At 71.0% G+C, this 14917-nt stretch carries 15 protein-coding genes; 12 read left to right on the top strand and 3 right to left on the bottom strand.

Translation table 11 applies throughout. The features are described from left to right. Positions 1–109 precede the first annotated feature (109 nt). The 4 genes from miaB to dapF all read left to right on the top strand — a co-directional run bounded on the left by miaB (position 110) and on the right by dapF (position 3957). On the top strand, positions 110–1657 hold the full coding sequence (miaB, locus tag MTES_RS01470) for a tRNA (N6-isopentenyl adenosine(37)-C2)-methylthiotransferase MiaB (protein WP_013583393.1): 1548 nt from the start codon (positions 110–112) through the stop codon (positions 1655–1657). Continuing rightward, entirely contained in the window at positions 1654–2583 is a 930-nt protein-coding gene (gene miaA, locus MTES_RS19030) for a tRNA (adenosine(37)-N6)-dimethylallyltransferase MiaA (protein ID WP_013583392.1), read from the top strand. The genes miaB and miaA overlap by 4 nt, the downstream gene beginning before the upstream one ends. Further along, on the top strand, positions 2580–3029 hold the full coding sequence (locus tag MTES_RS19025) for a GNAT family acetyltransferase (RefSeq protein WP_013583391.1): 450 nt from the start codon (positions 2580–2582) through the stop codon (positions 3027–3029). The genes miaA and MTES_RS19025 overlap by 4 nt, the downstream gene beginning before the upstream one ends. Positions 3030–3102: 73 nt before the next feature. Further along, positions 3103–3957: a diaminopimelate epimerase gene (dapF, locus tag MTES_RS01455; RefSeq protein ID WP_013583390.1), complete on the top strand. Its 855-nt coding sequence runs from the start codon at positions 3103–3105 to the stop codon at positions 3955–3957. A 150-nt stretch (positions 3958–4107) separates the two neighbouring features. Here the strand turns inward: dapF and MTES_RS01450 are convergent, their stop codons facing one another. Then, a complete protein-coding gene (locus MTES_RS01450) occupies positions 4108–4752 on the bottom strand; it encodes a class I SAM-dependent methyltransferase (RefSeq protein ID WP_013583389.1) in 645 nt (214 codons plus the stop codon). A gap of 108 nt (positions 4753–4860) precedes the next feature. Between MTES_RS01450 and hflX the strand changes: the two genes are divergently transcribed. Together hflX and zapE are read left to right on the top strand one after the other, a co-directional pair. Continuing rightward, positions 4861–6378, top strand: coding sequence for a GTPase HflX (hflX, locus tag MTES_RS01445; RefSeq protein WP_013583388.1), 1518 nt, complete (start codon positions 4861–4863; stop codon positions 6376–6378). A gap of 110 nt (positions 6379–6488) precedes the next feature. Then, positions 6489–7475, top strand: a complete 987-nt coding sequence (gene zapE, locus MTES_RS01440) for a cell division protein ZapE (protein WP_013583387.1) — start codon at positions 6489–6491, stop codon at positions 7473–7475. 56 nt (positions 7476–7531) lie between these two features. Here zapE and MTES_RS01435 read toward each other — a convergent pair whose 3' ends face one another. Further along, complete coding sequence (locus MTES_RS01435) at positions 7532–9424, bottom strand: S9 family peptidase (protein WP_013583386.1); 1893 nt, start codon at positions 9422–9424, stop codon at positions 7532–7534. A 119-nt stretch (positions 9425–9543) separates the two neighbouring features. Continuing rightward, positions 9544–10233: a transcriptional repressor LexA gene (lexA, locus tag MTES_RS01430; RefSeq protein ID WP_013583385.1), complete on the bottom strand. Its 690-nt coding sequence runs from the start codon at positions 10231–10233 to the stop codon at positions 9544–9546. Between the two features lie 258 nt (positions 10234–10491). Here lexA and MTES_RS01425 point away from each other — a divergent pair, with 258 nt between their 5' ends. From MTES_RS01425 to MTES_RS01400, 6 genes are all read left to right on the top strand, one after another. Then, positions 10492–10845: a LysM peptidoglycan-binding domain-containing protein gene (locus tag MTES_RS01425; protein ID WP_013583384.1), complete on the top strand. Its 354-nt coding sequence runs from the start codon at positions 10492–10494 to the stop codon at positions 10843–10845. Positions 10846–10942: 97 nt separating this feature from the next. Then, positions 10943–12037, top strand: a complete 1095-nt coding sequence (locus tag MTES_RS01420) for a histidinol-phosphate transaminase (protein WP_193374907.1) — start codon at positions 10943–10945, stop codon at positions 12035–12037. After that, the gene (gene hisB / locus MTES_RS01415; RefSeq protein ID WP_013583381.1) at positions 12034–12648 is read left to right on the top strand and encodes an imidazoleglycerol-phosphate dehydratase HisB; all 615 of its coding nucleotides are present in this window, start codon (positions 12034–12036) and stop codon (positions 12646–12648) included. The genes MTES_RS01420 and hisB overlap by 4 nt, the downstream gene beginning before the upstream one ends. Beyond that, on the top strand, positions 12645–13295 hold the full coding sequence (gene hisH, locus MTES_RS01410; RefSeq protein WP_013583380.1) for an imidazole glycerol phosphate synthase subunit HisH: 651 nt from the start codon (positions 12645–12647) through the stop codon (positions 13293–13295). The genes hisB and hisH overlap by 4 nt, the downstream gene beginning before the upstream one ends. Before the next feature lie 46 nt (positions 13296–13341). Beyond that, positions 13342–14088, top strand: a complete 747-nt coding sequence (gene priA, locus MTES_RS01405) for a bifunctional 1-(5-phosphoribosyl)-5-((5-phosphoribosylamino)methylideneamino)imidazole-4-carboxamide isomerase/phosphoribosylanthranilate isomerase PriA (protein WP_013583379.1) — start codon at positions 13342–13344, stop codon at positions 14086–14088. Beyond that, on the top strand, positions 14072–14905 hold the full coding sequence (locus MTES_RS01400) for an SseB family protein (protein WP_013583378.1): 834 nt from the start codon (positions 14072–14074) through the stop codon (positions 14903–14905). Before priA ends, MTES_RS01400 begins: the two co-directional genes overlap by 17 nt. Positions 14906–14917: the final 12 nt, after the last annotated feature.

Below are 14917 nucleotides of genomic sequence, written 5' to 3'. Positions count from 1 at the left end.
CCGGCCACCGAACGCACACTTGCGCCCGGTTCGCGAGCCGCCTCCCCACCCCCGTGGACGCGGAGAGACGGGGCCTCCGAGACGACCGACGTTTAGACTTGCTCCCATCATGACCACCCCTGTCTCGACCCCGACGCTGATCGCGCCGTCCCCCGCCGCGCACGGCGCCTCGGGACCGCGCACGTATGAAGTCCGCACCTTCGGCTGCCAGATGAACGTGCACGACTCCGAGCGCCTCTCCGGTTCTCTCGAGAGCGCGGGCTACGTCCGTGCCGACGCCGGCGCTGAGGCCGACGTCATCGTGATCAACACCTGCGCCGTGCGCGACAACGCCGCGGGCAAGCTCTACGGAACGCTCGGTCACCTCAAGTCGCGCAAGGACGCTCACGCGGGCATGCAGATCGCCGTCGGCGGCTGCCTCGCGCAGATGGACAAAGACGCCGTCCAGCAAAAGGCCCCGTGGGTCGACGTCGTCTTCGGCACGCACAACATGGGTTCGCTCCCGGGGATGCTCGAACGCGCGCGCCACAACGGCGAGGCCGAGCTCGAGATCCTCGAGTCGCTCGAGATCTTCCCCTCCACGCTCCCCACCAAACGCGATTCCGTGCACAGCGGCTGGGTCTCGATCTCGGTCGGCTGCAACAACACCTGCACGTTCTGCATCGTGCCGAGCCTGCGCGGCAAAGAGAAGGACCGTCGTCCCGGCGACATCCTGAACGAGATCCGCCTCCTCGTCGACGACGGCGCGATCGAGGTCACCCTGCTCGGACAGAACGTCAACTCGTACGGCGTCGAGTTCGGTGACCGTCTGGCGTTCGGCAAGCTCCTGCGCGCGGCCGGCGAGATCGAGGGACTGGAGCGCATCCGCTTCACGAGCCCCCATCCCGCGGCCTTCACCGACGACGTCATCGCCGCGATGGCGGAGACCCCGGCGGTCATGCCGCAGCTGCACATGCCGCTGCAGTCGGGATCCGACCGCATCCTCAAGGCGATGCGCCGGTCGTACCGCAGTGAGAAGTTCCTCGGCATCCTGGATCGCGTTCGCGAGCGCATCCCGCACGCCGCGATCACGACCGACATCATCGTCGGCTTCCCCGGCGAGACCGAGGAGGACTTCCAAGAGACGCTGCGCGTCGTCGAGGCCGCGCGCTTCTCCAGCGCCTTCACCTTCCAGTACTCGATCCGCGAGGGCACGCCCGCAGCGACCATGGCCGATCAGGTGCCGAAGGCGGTTGTGCAGGAACGGTACGAGCGCCTCATCGCGCTGCAGGACCGCATCGCCGCGGAGGAGAACCAGAAGCAGCTCGGACGCAGCCTCGAGGTGCTCGTGTCCGCCGGCGAGGGCAAGAAGGACGCCGAGACCCACCGCCTGACCGGTCGCGCCGAAGACAACCGCCTGGTGCACTTCGAACTGCCGAAGGGGTCGCCTGTGCCGCGACCGGGCGACGTCGTCTCGGTGACGGTGACCCACGCGGCGCCCTTCCATCTCCTCGCCGACGCGCCGGATGGCGCTCCGCTGCGCATCCGTCGCACGCGCGCCGGCGATGCCTGGGACCGTTCGCAAGCCGAGTCGTGCGGCGTCCCCGCTCCCGCGGGTGATGCCGGCGCGCCCCGCGCGGTGTCGCTGGGGCTGCCCACCCTCCGCGTCGGCGTGTGACCGCCCCGACCCTGTGGGCCGTCGTCGGTGCCACGGGTACCGGCAAGACGGGGCTCTCCCTCGAGCTCGCCGAAGCCCTCGCGGCCCGGGGCCGCCCCGCCGAGATCGTGAACGCCGACGCGATGCAGCTCTACCGCGGGATGGACATCGGCACCGCCAAGCTTCCCGAGGCGGAGCGCCGTGGCATCCCGCACCATCTCTTCGACGCTCTCGCGGTGACCGACGAGGCTGCGGTGGCCTGGTATCAGGATGCCGCCCGCGCGGCGATCCGCGGGATCCACGCCCGCGGCGCGGACGCGATCCTCGTCGGGGGATCGGGCCTGTACGTCTCGGCGGTGCTGTGGGACTTCCGATTCCCGCCGCGCGACGAGGCGCTGCGCGCGGAGCTCGAGGACGAGCTGGAACGGCACGGCTCCGGTGTCCTCTTCGCGCGCCTGCGGGAGGCGGATCCGGCGGCGGCGGAGCGCATCGATCCCCGCAACGGCCGTCGTGTCGTGCGGGCGCTCGAGGTACTCGCGCAGGGCGGCGAGACGCACGGGGGAGCCCTCCCCGAGGCGCCGGAGCTCTGGCATCCGGACACCCGCATCCTCGCGACGGCGATCGACCGGGAAACCCTGGTCCCTCTGCTCGATGCGCGGGTCGAGGGGATGTGGTCCGCGGGGCTCGTCGACGAAGTCGAGGCGCTGCGCGCGGAGGGACTCGAGCGGGGAGCGACGGCGGGACGCGCGATCGGCTACGCCCAGGCCCTCGCCGAGCTCCGCGGCGATCTCACGCGCGACGAGGCCATCGCCGAGACGCAGGCGCTCACGCGCCGATACGCGCGGCGACAGGTGTCGTGGTTCCGGCGGTACCGGGACGCGCGCTGGGTCGACGCACGGACCGCGGATGCCGCGACCCTGACGTCCGACCGAGAGGAACGCCCGTGAGCACCCTCATCCGAGCCTTCACCCTCGACGACGAGGACGCCGTCGTGGCGCTGTGGGAGGAGGCCGGTCTCACCCGGCCGTGGAACGACCCGCGCGCGGACATCCGGCGCAAGCTCACCGTCCAGCCCGAACTCTTCCTGGTCGCGACGGACGGGGATGCCGTCGTGGGGAGCGTCATGGCCGGCTATGACGGGCACCGCGGGTGGCTGTACTACCTCGCCACCGCCGGTACGCACCGCGGGAAGGGGATCGGGGCGGCGCTCGTGGCCGAGGCCGAGCGCCTCCTGGAGGCGATCGGCTGCCCCAAGGTGCAGCTCATGGTGCGGCCCGACAACACCGGAGCCCGCGGTTTCTACGACGCTCTCGGGTACGAGCCCTTCGAGACGTGGGCCACGGGCAGACGTCTGATCGTCGACGGACCCGGCGGACCCCCTCCCGCACGCTGATCGTTCGCCGAGCGTCCCGGCGCAGCGATCGATCCGGCCGCACGCCCTCCCGGGCCCTCCCTAGACTGGACGCATGGCGACTCACGCGTTCACCAAGGGCCACGGCACGGGCAACGACTTCGTGGTGCTGGCCGATCCCGATGGAGAACTCGACCTCTCCGACGCGCAGATCGCCGTGCTGTGCGACCGGCACTTCGGCATCGGGGCGGACGGTCTGCTGCGCGTGGTCCGCTCCGCCGCCATCGACGAAGGCGCTGAGGCGGCGGCATCCGGTGCCGAGTGGTTCATGGATTACCGCAACGCCGATGGATCCAAGGCCGAGATGTGCGGGAACGGCACGCGCGTCTTCGCCCGCTACCTCAGCGACACGGGCCTCGCGAGCCTCGACGGCGGCTTGCGCATCGGCACCCGCGCCGGCGTGAAGACGCTCACGCGCAGTGAACGTGGCTACGAGGTCGACCTCGGCGCCTTCGCGATCGAGGCGACCGACACGCTCGTCCGCGCGAAGGGGCTGCCCGTCGCCCGTCCCGGTGTCGGCATCGACGTCGGCAACCCGCACGTGGTCGTGGCGGTGGCATCGGATGCCGAGCTCGAGGCGCTCGACCTGACCTACCAGCCCGTGCTCGACCCCGCTCCCCGGCACGGGGCGAACGTCGAGTTCGTCGTCCCGGCCGATCCCCTCGTCCAGGAGGGCGTCGGGGCGATCCGGCTACGCGTGTTCGAGCGCGGCGTGGGCGAGACGCTCAGCTGCGGCACCGGGGTCGCCGCGGCGGCCCTCGCCGTGCGGCACTGGGCGGGTTCGGCCGCGCCGGACGTCTGGACCGTCGACACCCCGGGCGGCACCTTGGGCGTGCGTGTGGCGGACGGGCACGTGTTCCTGTCGGGACCCGCATCCCTCGTGTTCACGGGCGAGGTGACGCTGGCCTGACGCCGCGTCGGCGCGCGGCGGCTCCCCGCGGCGCGAGATGACACGATCGGTGCGAGCGCACGCGACGAACGCGTGCCCGTGGGTGTCGTCTGGTGCGGATCATGTGATCTCGGCACCCGGTCGCCCGCGCGCGCCCGGGCCGCACCCGGCTCAGGAGACGATGTCGATCGGCTCGCTCGGGGGCGAGCCGTGGCGGCGCACGCGCAGGACGCGGAAGCCGCGGCCCGTGGCGGCGCGATGCACGCTGTACCCCGGTGTGAAGGATGCCGCGAGCCAGCGCTGCAGCGAATCGGAGCCGAGGTTGCGCTGCACCACGAACCACCCGTCCGAGCGCTCGGACAGGCGCGGGATCCAGTGCTCGAGCATGCCGTGCAGCTCGCTCTTCCCCACGCGGATCGGGGGGTTCGATCGGATCGTGCGGAACGCGATGTCGTCGGGAACATCCTCCGGACGCACGGCGTTGACATTGGTGAGGCCCAGCGACTCGGCATTGCGCCTCACGAGATCGAGAGCCCGCTCGTTGACGTCGACCGCCCACACGGTCGCGTGCGGTGACGAGAGCGCGAGGGACAGCGAGATCGGACCCCACCCGCACCCCAGGTCGAGGAAGTGCCCGCCGGCGGGAGGAGGCGGCGTGTTGGCGAGGAGCACCGAGGTGCCGGCATCCACGTGATCGGGACTGAAGACGCCCCCCGCGGTGACGACCTCGAGATCGCGACCGGCGAGCGTGACGCGGATGCGGCGGAGCTGTTCGGGACTCGACGGCGACGCGCTGAAGTAGTGGTCGCTGCCCATTCCGACAGAGTAACGGACCGGGGCCCTCGCCGCCGGGGACGGCTAAAGTGCGAGAACAGCAGACAGAACCCGCGGACATCCGCTGAGACCCGCGGACGAAAGGAACACATGACCGAACAGACCACACCCCCCAACACGGACGCGGCCCCGGTGGACCCGGTGGACCGCGTGCTGTCGCGCGCCGAAGCGCACCGCGGGGTCCGGGTCTTCGGTGCAGCACAGGCCCTGCAGGACGCGGCGACCGCCTATGGCGGCAGCACCGACGGCGACCAGTGGGATCGCGAGGAGCGCGCGGCGCTCCGACGCGTCCCGGGGCTGTCGACCGAGCTCGAGGACGTCACCGAGGTCGAGTACCGCCAGTTGCGGCTCGAGAACGTGGTGCTCGTCGGCGTCCACCCGCAGGGTTATCAGTCGGATGCCGAGAACTCCCTCCGCGAACTCGCCGCGCTCGCCGAGACGGCCGGCGCGGTCGTGCTCGACGGGGTGCTCCAACGGCGGCCCCATCCCGACCCGGCGACCTACGTCGGTCGCGGCAAGGCCGAGGAGCTGCGCGACATCGTCGCCGCCGTGGGCGCCGACACCGTCATCGCCGACACCGAGCTCGCACCCAGCCAGCGTCGTGCGCTCGAGGACGTCGTGAAGGTCAAGGTGATCGACCGCACGACGGTCATCCTCGACATCTTCAGCCAGCACGCGAAGAGCCGCGAGGGCAAGGCCCAGGTCGAGCTCGCCCAACTCGAGTACCTGCTCCCGCGTCTGCGCGGGTGGGGTGACTCGATGTCGCGCCAGGCCGGTGGACAGGTCGGCGCCGGCGGCGCGGGTATGGGCTCGCGCGGACCGGGTGAGACAAAGATCGAGCTCGATCGCCGCCGGATCCGCACCAAGATGGCGCTGCTGCGCAAGCAGCTGCGGGACTTCGCTCCTGCTCGTGCGGCCAAGCGCGCCGAGCGCAAGCGCCACACGATCCCGTCCGTCGCCATCGCCGGGTACACCAACGCCGGCAAGTCGAGCCTCCTCAACCGTCTGACCAGCGCGGGCGTGCTCGTCGAGAACGCCCTGTTCGCGACTCTGGATGCCACAGTCCGCCGTTCCGAGACCACCGACGGCCGCGTGTACACGCTGACCGACACGGTCGGCTTCGTGCGGAACCTCCCCCACCAGCTCGTCGAAGCGTTCCGCTCGACGCTGGAGGAGGTCGGCGACGCCGACGTCATCCTGCACGTCGTGGACGCGTCGCACCCCGACCCCGCTGCCCAGCTGGCCACGGTGCGCGACGTGATGGGCGATGTCGAGGCCGATTTCGGTCATGAGATCGTCGTCTTCAACAAGGCCGACCTGGTCAGCGACGACGACCGGTTGGTTCTGCGCGGACTCGCTCCGCACGCGCACTTCGTGTCGTCTCGCACGGGCGAGGGCATCGACGAGCTTCGAGCCGCGATCGAGGAGGCGCTGCCGCGTCCCGCCGTCGAGGTGCAGGCCGTCGTGCCCTACGACCGGGGCGACCTCGTCTCGGCGGTGCACGAGAGCGGTCTGATCCTGGCGCAGGAGCACCGGGAGACGGGCACGTTCCTGCACGCGCACGTCGGGGCCAGGCTGGCCGCCGAGCTCGAGCCGTACGCGGCCTGACCACGGGCCCTCGCGCTGCGGTGCGGGGGCCCGCAGTCTTCCCAGGCGTCTCGACGGTGAAACATCGTGTCAGCGCGCACCGCGGGGCGTGCCACGCTTCGAAGGTGTCGATGCCGGACCCGCTGTTCGCCGCCGTCGAGGCCCGCGCCCGTCGGGAGGGCTTCGGTCTCGACCCGGACCAGCAGGCGGCCCTGGAGCGGATGACGTGGGCGGCCTCGCGCGCTCTCACCGGTGACGCGGTGCGCGGGGTCTACCTCTTCGGGCCCGCGGGCCGGGGCAAGTCCTGGCTCGCCGACGCCCTGTTCGCCGCCCTCCCCGGCGGGAGCGCTACGCGGGTGCATTTTCACGGCTTCTTCGATGATCTGCACCGCCGCATCCAGACGCATCGCCGGGAGCCGGATGCCACGACCCGAGCGCTCGACGACATCTGCGGCGGCCGGCGGCTGGTGTTCTTCGATGAGCTGCACGTCCACGATCCGGGTGATGCTCGTCTCCTCACCCGTCTGATCGAGCGCCTCGTGAAGCGGGGGTGCACGCTCGTGGCGACATCGAACTACGCACCGCGCGAGCTGCTGCCCGACCCCGTCTGGCATCACCTGTTCGTTCCCGGCATCGCGCTTCTCGAAGCGCATCTCGACGTGTTCCGTCTCGACGGCGTCGTGGACTATCGCACACGTGCACAGGCGCACACGTCGGGGTTCCGGGCGGGGGTCTGGTCGACGGTGGTGCCCACCGCGGTCCGGCCGGCCCCGCGCGAGCTGTCCGTGCGCGATCGCCTGTTCAACGTCACGTTCGCCGACGAGAGCTCGTTGATCGCGACGTTCGCCCAGCTGTGCGACTCACCCGTGGCGCCGGCGGAGTACCGGCACTGGAGCCGGGTCTACCGCCACTGGACGATCACGGACGTCCCGCCGCTGGACGAGGTCGGTCCCTCGGCCCAGCAGCGCTTCGTGAATCTCATCGACGTCCTCGTGGATGCCGATGTCCACCTCGACGTCCACTCCTCGGTCGACCTGGAGGTCTTCCTGGAGCGTGCCGCGACGCGACCGGACGCGTTCCGGATGGCCAGCCGCTTGCGCTTGCTGCGGCGGGGCTGACTCGCGCCGACCGCGAGGGTCGTGCGCCTCCGGTTCTCGTCGAGCCCCGGTCGCCTTCACTCGAGCTCGAGTGGCGGCACCCCCGGAGTCTCGAATCCGAACACCGCTCCCAGGAACCCCAGTTCGCGGCGCAGGGAGTCGACGACGGTCTCCGCGCGGCGGAAGCCGTGGCCCTCACCCTCGTACAGCACGTACGCGTGCGGGACCCCGTGCGCGGCCAGCGCGTCGCGGATGGCCTCGGCCTGCGACGGGGGAACCACGCGGTCCTCGGATCCCTGCAGGATGAGGAGCGGGACGCGGAACCGTTCCGGATGGCTGAGCGGAGACCGCTCGACGTACACCGCTTCGGCCTCGGGGAGCGGGCCGATGAGTCCGTCGAGGTAGCGCGCCTCGAAGTCGTGCGTGTCTTCGGCCAGTGCCCGCGCGTCTCCCACGCCGTACCTCGAGATGCCGGCGGAGAACACGTCGGTGTTCGTGACCGCGGCCAGCACCGTCCACCCACCCGCGGAGCCGCCCGCGATCGCGAGCCGTTCGGGATCCGCGAGCCCCGCGTCGGCCAGCGCGGATGCCGCGGCGGCGACGTCGTCGACGTCGACCACGCCCCACTGACCCTTCAATCGATCGCGGTACTCCCGGCCGTAGCCGGTGGACCCGCCGTAGTTGACGTCGAGGACGCCGATTCCGCGGCTGGTGAAGAACGCGGTCTTCGCCGAGGGCGCCGGGCCCACCTGCGAGGTGGGGCCGCCGTGCACGAGCACCACGTAGGGCGGACGTTCGTCGGCGGGAGCAGAGACGTCGGGGTTGGTCGGCGGATAGGCGAAAGCGTGCACCGGGCCGTGCGGCCCCTCGGTCTCGAGGGCGAGGGCCGTCGGCATCCAGTCGTCTCCCCAGGGCCCGGCCCCACCCGTGACGAGGTCGACGACACCCGAGTCCAGGTCGACCAGCCACAGGCCCGAGCGACCGCCGCCATCGGCGCCCGAGATGAGCACGCGGGAGCCGCGTGCGTCGTCGACGGCGGCCCCGGACACGGGAGGGACCTCGAGCGGGCGGATGCCCGACGGGGCGATCTCGACCACCTCGTCACCGCCGTGGGTCCGCACGGCGACGATGCGTCCGTCGTCGGTCGCGGCGAACCAGCGGGTGCCCAGGACCCACAGGCCACCACCGGTGTCGGCGTCGGCCGGGGCCACCGCCTGCGCCTCGGCATCGAGGGGATGGCGGAAGAGGTTCCAGCGCCCGTCGGGATCGTCGGCGTACAGCAGTTCGTCGTCGCCGATCCAGACGGGCTGCAGCGGTGCCCTGTTCTCGCCCCCGGCGACATCGTGCACCACGCCGGACTCGAGGTCGGCGACCCGGATGGTCGTGGCATCCCACGGCATGTCGGGATGGTTCCAAGCGACCCACGCGAGGTGGCGCCCATCCGGGGAGAGCGCGGGCTGCGCGAGGAAGTCGCTCCCCTCGGCGAGGATCTCTCCCGCGGCCTCGACGTCGGTCCTGATCCGGACGATGGCCCGCGCCGGGACGCGCCCGCCGCCGTGCGTCTCGCGCACGGCGAGCAGCACTCCATGCTCGAACCGCAGGCCTCCGTGGCGCACCGCCTCGTCGGCCGGGGTCAGGGCGCGCGCCGCCGCGCCAGGGCGGAGTGCGTAGACGCGCTGGTCGGTCTTCTCGACGTAGAACAGCTCTCCGTCGTCGGACGCCGTCCACGCCCCGCCTCCGTATTCGTGCACCGCCGAGCGGGCGTTACCCGGAGCCGGGAGAACGGTATCGACGCTCCCGTCCGCGCGGCGGCGCTTCACTGCGACGCGGCCGGCCTCGGCGGGAACGGACTCTCCCCACCACACCTCGTCGCCCACCAGCCGCGCGCCGTCGACGCGCGGGGACGACTGCGCCACCGACTCGGGAGTGAGGGGCGAGGGCCAGGAACCGTAGGGGAGGGTGTCTGCCATGGACCCAGCCTAGGGAGGGGGTCCGACATCCGCCGCGATCCCGGCGAGATCCGGATGCCGATGCCCGCGCCGCAGCGGGCTCCGGCCGTGCCTCGTCGCGCGCTCGCCGCACGATCGCGTCAGACCGCGCGCAGGACCGCCACCACTCGGCCCAGCACGACGGCTTCGTCGCCCAGGATCGGCTCGAAGGCGCTGTTGCGGGGGAGGAGCCAGGTGTGGCCGTCGCGGCGACGGAACGTCTTGACCGTCGCTTCGCCGTCGAGCATCGCAGCGACGATCTCGCCGTTCTCCGCCGTCGCCTGCGACCGCACCACGACCCAGTCGCCGTCGCAGATGGCGGCGTCGATCATCGAGTCGCCCGACACCTTCAGCATGAACAGCTCGCCCTTTCCGACGAGCTGGCGGGGGAGGGGGAAGATCTCCTCCACCTGCTGGTCGGCGGTGATGGGGACGCCGGCGGCGATGCGCCCGACGAGGGGCACGAGAGCGGCATCGCCCAGCGCGGGGGCGGTGTCGGCCGGATTCTCGGCGGCGGCGCCGGGGAGATCGATCAGCACCTCCATCGCGCGCGTCTTGCCGGGGTCGCGGCGCAGGTAGCCGCTGAGCTCGAGCTGGTTCAGCTGATGGGTGACGCTCGACAGGGACTTCAGCCCGACCGCGTCGCCGATCTCACGCATGCTCGGCGGATAACCGTGCCGAGCGATGGATCGCTGGATGACCTCGAGGATCGCGAGCTGTTTGTCGCTGAGGTTCTTGCGTCGCCGTGTCTGCGGTCGTTCGCGGCCGGCGGCGGTCGTCGCGTCGGTCATCTGCGCTCCCCTCGCGCCGCGGATTCTGCGGCGGAAATTCGAATGTCGGAGGTTGGTGATGAGGTCTCCGTGTCGAAACCGTATCCGGTGGACGACCCGAATGACATGGAGCCTCTCGCGTGTCGCGTTCGATTCGTCTCCGATCACAGCCGGTGTTGACACTCGAAAGTATCGAAGATAGATTCGGAATACAGATTCGCACCACCGTCCTCCCGGCCGAGGGCGGGGTGCGAATCTCTCCCCACCAAGGAGCACACCATGAGCAGCTTGTCCGTCACCCCCGCCCCCGTCACCCGCCTGCGTCTGACCGCGCGCGGACGTCGGGTGATCGCCTTCCTCGTCGCACTGCCGGTCGTGGTCGCGCTCGGTCTCGCCATCGTCGGCGGTGGCGCGGCCCTCGCCTCCGGTGAGGGGGGTGCCCCGAGCGGGTCGTTCGCCGAGATCACGGTTATGAGCGGCGAGACCCTCTGGTCGATCGCCGAAGACGTTGCTCCCCAGGCCGACCCGCGCGACGTGGTGGCCGAGATCTCTCGCCTCAACGCCCTCGACGGCGGCGTGGTCGCAGCCGGTCAGCGCATCGCGATCCCGTCCGAGTATCTCGCCGCGCCCTGACCTGCTCTCACGCCCGGCTCCGGTCCGTTCTGCGGCCCGCCGTGTTGCCGTCCTGAGCTGACGCTTCCGCGACGCGCCGGTTCCCCGGCCGCCTACCATGGGTGGGGTGACTGTGCGCCTCGATGACCTGCCTCTCCGCGACGATCTCCGCGGGATGACACCCTACGGTGCCCCGCAGGCGGCTCTCCCGGTGGCTCTCAACGTGAACGAGAACACGCATCCGGTTCCGTCCGAGGTGGCGGACGACATCCTGGATGCCGTCGCTCGGGCCTTGCGCGACGTCAACCGCTACCCCGACCGCGAGTTCACGGGACTCCGAGAGGCCTTCGCCGGGTACCTCGGCCACGGCCTGAGCCCCGAGCAGATCTGGGCCGCGAACGGCTCCAACGAGGTGCTGCAGCACATTCTGCAGGCCTTCGGGGGGCCCGGCCGCACGGCGATGGGATTCGCTCCCACCTACTCGATGTACCCGATCCTGACGCGCTCCACGGGTGCGCGCTGGATCGCGGGGGAGCGGGAGCACGACTTCACCCTGAGTCCCGAGTTCGCTGCGGCGCAGGTGCGCGAGCACCGTCCCGACATCGTCTTCCTCTGCGCGCCCAACAATCCGACCGGGACGCCGCTTCGGCTCGACGTCGTCGAGGCGGTCTACGAGGCCACCGACGGCATCGTCATCGTCGATGAGGCGTACCAGGAGTTCGCTCCGCGCGACGAGCCCTCGGCGGTCACGCTCCTGACCGACCGTCCTCGTCTTGTGATCTCGCGCACGATGAGCAAGGCGTTCGCGTTCGCGGGTGCGCGGGTGGGCTATCTCGCCGCCGATCCGGCCCTCGTCGACGCCCTCCGGCTCGTCCGACTCCCGTACCACCTCAGTGCCCTCACCCAGGCGGCGGCGACCGCTGCGCTGAGCCACGCCGACACGATGCTGTCCATGGTCGATGAGATCGTCGCCCAGCGTGACCGGATCTCCGCCACCGTCTCCGCTCTCGGCTACTCCGCGCACGAGTCGTGGACGAACTTCGTGCTCTTCGGCGGCGTCGAAGACCCCGCTGCCACCTGGAAGGCGCTCTACGACCGCGGGGTCCTGATCCGCGACGTCGGCATCGCTCACCACCTGCGGGTGACGGCCGGCACCGCCGACGAGACGACCGCGTTCCTCGACGCACTCGCCTCGGTAGGATCGCGATCATGACCGGCCCCGCCACGCCCCGCACCGCCTCGATCACCCGGGAGACGAGTGAGTCGCGCATCGAGCTCGAGCTCGACCTCGACGGTCGCGGCGCGAGCGACATCCAGACGACGGTGCCGTTCTTCGACCACATGCTCACGGCGTTCGCGAAACACTCGCTGACGGACCTTCGCGTGCGGGCGACCGGCGACACGCACATCGATGCGCACCACACGGTCGAGGACACGTCGATCGTGCTCGGCCAGGCCATCCGTCAGGCGCTCGGCGACAAGTCGGGCATCGCCCGGTACGGCGACGCCCTCGTCCCGCTCGACGAGGCCCTGGCGCAGGCTGTCGTGGACATCAGCGGGCGACCCTACCTCGTGCACACGGGGGAGCCCGCCGGGTTCGAGCACCACCTCATCGGCGGCCACTTCACCGGCTCGCTCGTGCGGCACTCGTTCGAGGCCATCGCGATCCACGCGGGGCTGACCGTGCACGTGCGGGTCCTCGGCGGGCGCGACCCGCACCACATCGCCGAGGCCGAGTACAAGGCGCTCGCGCGCGCGTTCCGCCAGGCCAAGGCTCTCGACCCGCTCGTCGACGGCATCCCGAGCACCAAGGGCGCCCTATGACGCGCAAGCCGGTCGTTGCCGTCCTCGATTACGGTTCCGGCAACGTCCACTCGGCCGTCAAGGCACTGATCGAAGCGGGCGCAGACGCGCGTCTGACGTCCGATCGGTCGCTGCTACTCGACGCCGACGGTCTTCTCGTCCCCGGGGTCGGTGCGTACAGCGCCGTGATGGGTGCGCTGAACGACAGTCGCGGAGGGGAGATCATCGACCGCCGTCTCGCCGGTGGGCGTCCCGTCCTCGGAATCTGCGTGGGCATGCAGGTCATGTTCGAGCGCGGTATCGAGCGCGGCGCCGACACGGAAGGACTCGGCGAATGGCCGGGGACCGTCGCCGAGCTCGAAGCCCCCGTGCTCCCGCACATGGGGTGGAACACCGTGGCATCCGGAACCGGATCGCGCCTGTTCGACGGGATCGAGAACGAACGCTTCTACTTCGTGCACTCGTACGCGGCGCAGGAGTGGTCGCTCGAGGTCACGCCGCCGTTCCCCGAGCCCGTGTTGACGTGGTGCACGTACGGGGCGCCGTTCCTCGCGGCCGTCGAGAACGGCCCGTTGTCGGCGACGCAGTTCCATCCCGAGAAGTCGGGCGAAGCCGGCATCCGGCTCCTGGCCAATTGGATCGACGGGCTGCGCCCGACTACTGTGTGACCTCGTGCCCAGGCTCGGCGAGATGCGCCGACGGGTCCGAGGAGCCATGAACGATTTCGCGTCCACGCCCGAACTTGTGCTGCTTCCGGCGGTCGATGTCGCCGACGGCAAGGCCGTCCGCTTGACCCAGGGGGAGGCGGGCACCGAGACGAGCTATGGAGACCCCGTCGACGCGGCGGCGGACTTCGCCCGCCAGGGCGCGCAGTGGATCCACCTCGTGGACCTGGATGCAGCCTTCGGTCGCGGCAGCAATGCGAACGTCATGCGCAAGGTCATCAAGCAGGTCAAGGGCGTGCAGGTCGAGCTCTCCGGCGGCATCCGCGACGACCGTTCGCTCGAGGCTGCGCTCGAGAGCGGCGCGAGCCGCATCAACCTCGGCACCGCGGCGCTCGAGAACCCCGAATGGGCCGCCGACGTCATCAACCGTTACGGTGAGGCCATCGCCGTCGGTCTCGACGTGCGCGGCACGACCCTGGCCGCCCGCGGCTGGACGCGCGACGGCGGTGACCTCTGGACGGTACTCGAGCGCCTCGAAGACGCCGGCTGCAGCCGCTACGTCGTCACCGACGTCACGAAGGACGGCACGCTGCGCGGCCCGAACATCGAGCTGCTGCGCGAGATGACCCAGCGCACCCCCAAGCCGATCGTCGCCTCGGGCGGCGTCTCGAGCCTCGACGACATCGCGGCGCTGCGCGAGCTCGTGCCCCTCGGAGTCGAGGGCGCGATCGTCGGCAAGGCGCTCTACGCGGGCCAGTTCACGCTGGCCGAGGCACTGGATGTCGCCGGACACTGACGATCCGCGCGACCACAGCGCTCACGAGCACGGCTCTCACGAGCACGGCCCTCACGGCCACGGGGCGGACTCGGCCGGAGTGCCCTGGGAGGGGCGCAGCTTCCAAGCCAACCCGCACTCCGGTGATGACGGCTCCGCCGATCCCGCGCTGCTCGCCGCGCTTCTCGCGTTCCGTGCTGGCGAGGGAGACGCGCGCGCGGTCGTCGACGCGTATCGCGACGCGCGACTGCTGATCCCCCTCGTCGCCGAGAAGGGCGACCACGGCATCGGCGCTCACGGCCTCGAGGTCGACAAGACCCAGGAGCTGTCGATCGTCACGGTCGCCGCCCCCGACGGGCGCAAGGTGCTGCCGGTGTTCACGTCGGTGACCGCCTTGCAGACGTGGGATGCCACGGCCCGGCCTGTTCCCGCCGACGGGCGCCGCACGGCCTTGGCCGCGGCATCCGAGGACACCGAGCTGATCGTGATCGACCCCGCCTCCGAGACGGAGTTCGTGCTGCGCCGTCCCGCGGTCTGGGCGATCGCGCAGGGGGAGACGTGGGAGCCGGCGCACACGTCGCCGACCATCTTCACGGGGCTCCAGGAGAGCATCTCGGGCGAGCTGGCGGTCCTCGACCTCGCCGTCGAGTCGGGCGATCCCTCCGGGCGTCTGCGCGGCCCCGAACTCGTCGTCCACCTGCAGTTGATGTCGGGCCTGGAGCAGGAGGAGTTGGATGCCGTCCTCGCCCGCCTCGCGCGCCGCTGGTCCGCCGATGACCGCATTGCCGTTCTGGTGGACTCCCTCACGGTGAAGCTGCACCGCAGCACCGACACCTGACCGCGAGGGAGC

The sequence above is a fragment of the Microbacterium testaceum StLB037 genome (assembly GCF_000202635.1).
Lineage (GTDB): Bacteria > Actinomycetota > Actinomycetes > Actinomycetales > Microbacteriaceae > Microbacterium > Microbacterium testaceum_F.
Note: the sequence above shows the minus strand (reverse complement) of the source record. Positions and strands in the feature narration are given on the sequence as shown.

Coding starts and splice junctions, on each gene's coding strand:
- miaB (WP_013583393.1), top strand. CDS start 110: ATGACCACCCCTGTCTCGACCCCGACGCTGATCGCGCCGTCCCCCGCC.
- hflX (WP_013583388.1), top strand. CDS start 4,861: ATGACCGAACAGACCACACCCCCCAACACGGACGCGGCCCCGGTGGAC.
- MTES_RS01435 (WP_013583386.1), bottom strand. CDS start 9,424: ATGGCAGACACCCTCCCCTACGGTTCCTGGCCCTCGCCCCTCACTCCC.
- lexA (WP_013583385.1), bottom strand. CDS start 10,233: ATGACCGACGCGACGACCGCCGCCGGCCGCGAACGACCGCAGACACGG.
- hisH (WP_013583380.1), top strand. CDS start 12,645: ATGACGCGCAAGCCGGTCGTTGCCGTCCTCGATTACGGTTCCGGCAAC.
- MTES_RS01425 (WP_013583384.1), top strand. CDS start 10,492: ATGAGCAGCTTGTCCGTCACCCCCGCCCCCGTCACCCGCCTGCGTCTG.
- MTES_RS01400 (WP_013583378.1), top strand. CDS start 14,072: ATGTCGCCGGACACTGACGATCCGCGCGACCACAGCGCTCACGAGCAC.
- hisB (WP_013583381.1), top strand. CDS start 12,034: ATGACCGGCCCCGCCACGCCCCGCACCGCCTCGATCACCCGGGAGACG.
- zapE (WP_013583387.1), top strand. CDS start 6,489: ATGCCGGACCCGCTGTTCGCCGCCGTCGAGGCCCGCGCCCGTCGGGAG.
- dapF (WP_013583390.1), top strand. CDS start 3,103: ATGGCGACTCACGCGTTCACCAAGGGCCACGGCACGGGCAACGACTTC.
- MTES_RS01420 (WP_193374907.1), top strand. CDS start 10,943: ATGGGTGGGGTGACTGTGCGCCTCGATGACCTGCCTCTCCGCGACGAT.
- MTES_RS01450 (WP_013583389.1), bottom strand. CDS start 4,752: ATGGGCAGCGACCACTACTTCAGCGCGTCGCCGTCGAGTCCCGAACAG.
- priA (WP_013583379.1), top strand. CDS start 13,342: ATGAACGATTTCGCGTCCACGCCCGAACTTGTGCTGCTTCCGGCGGTC.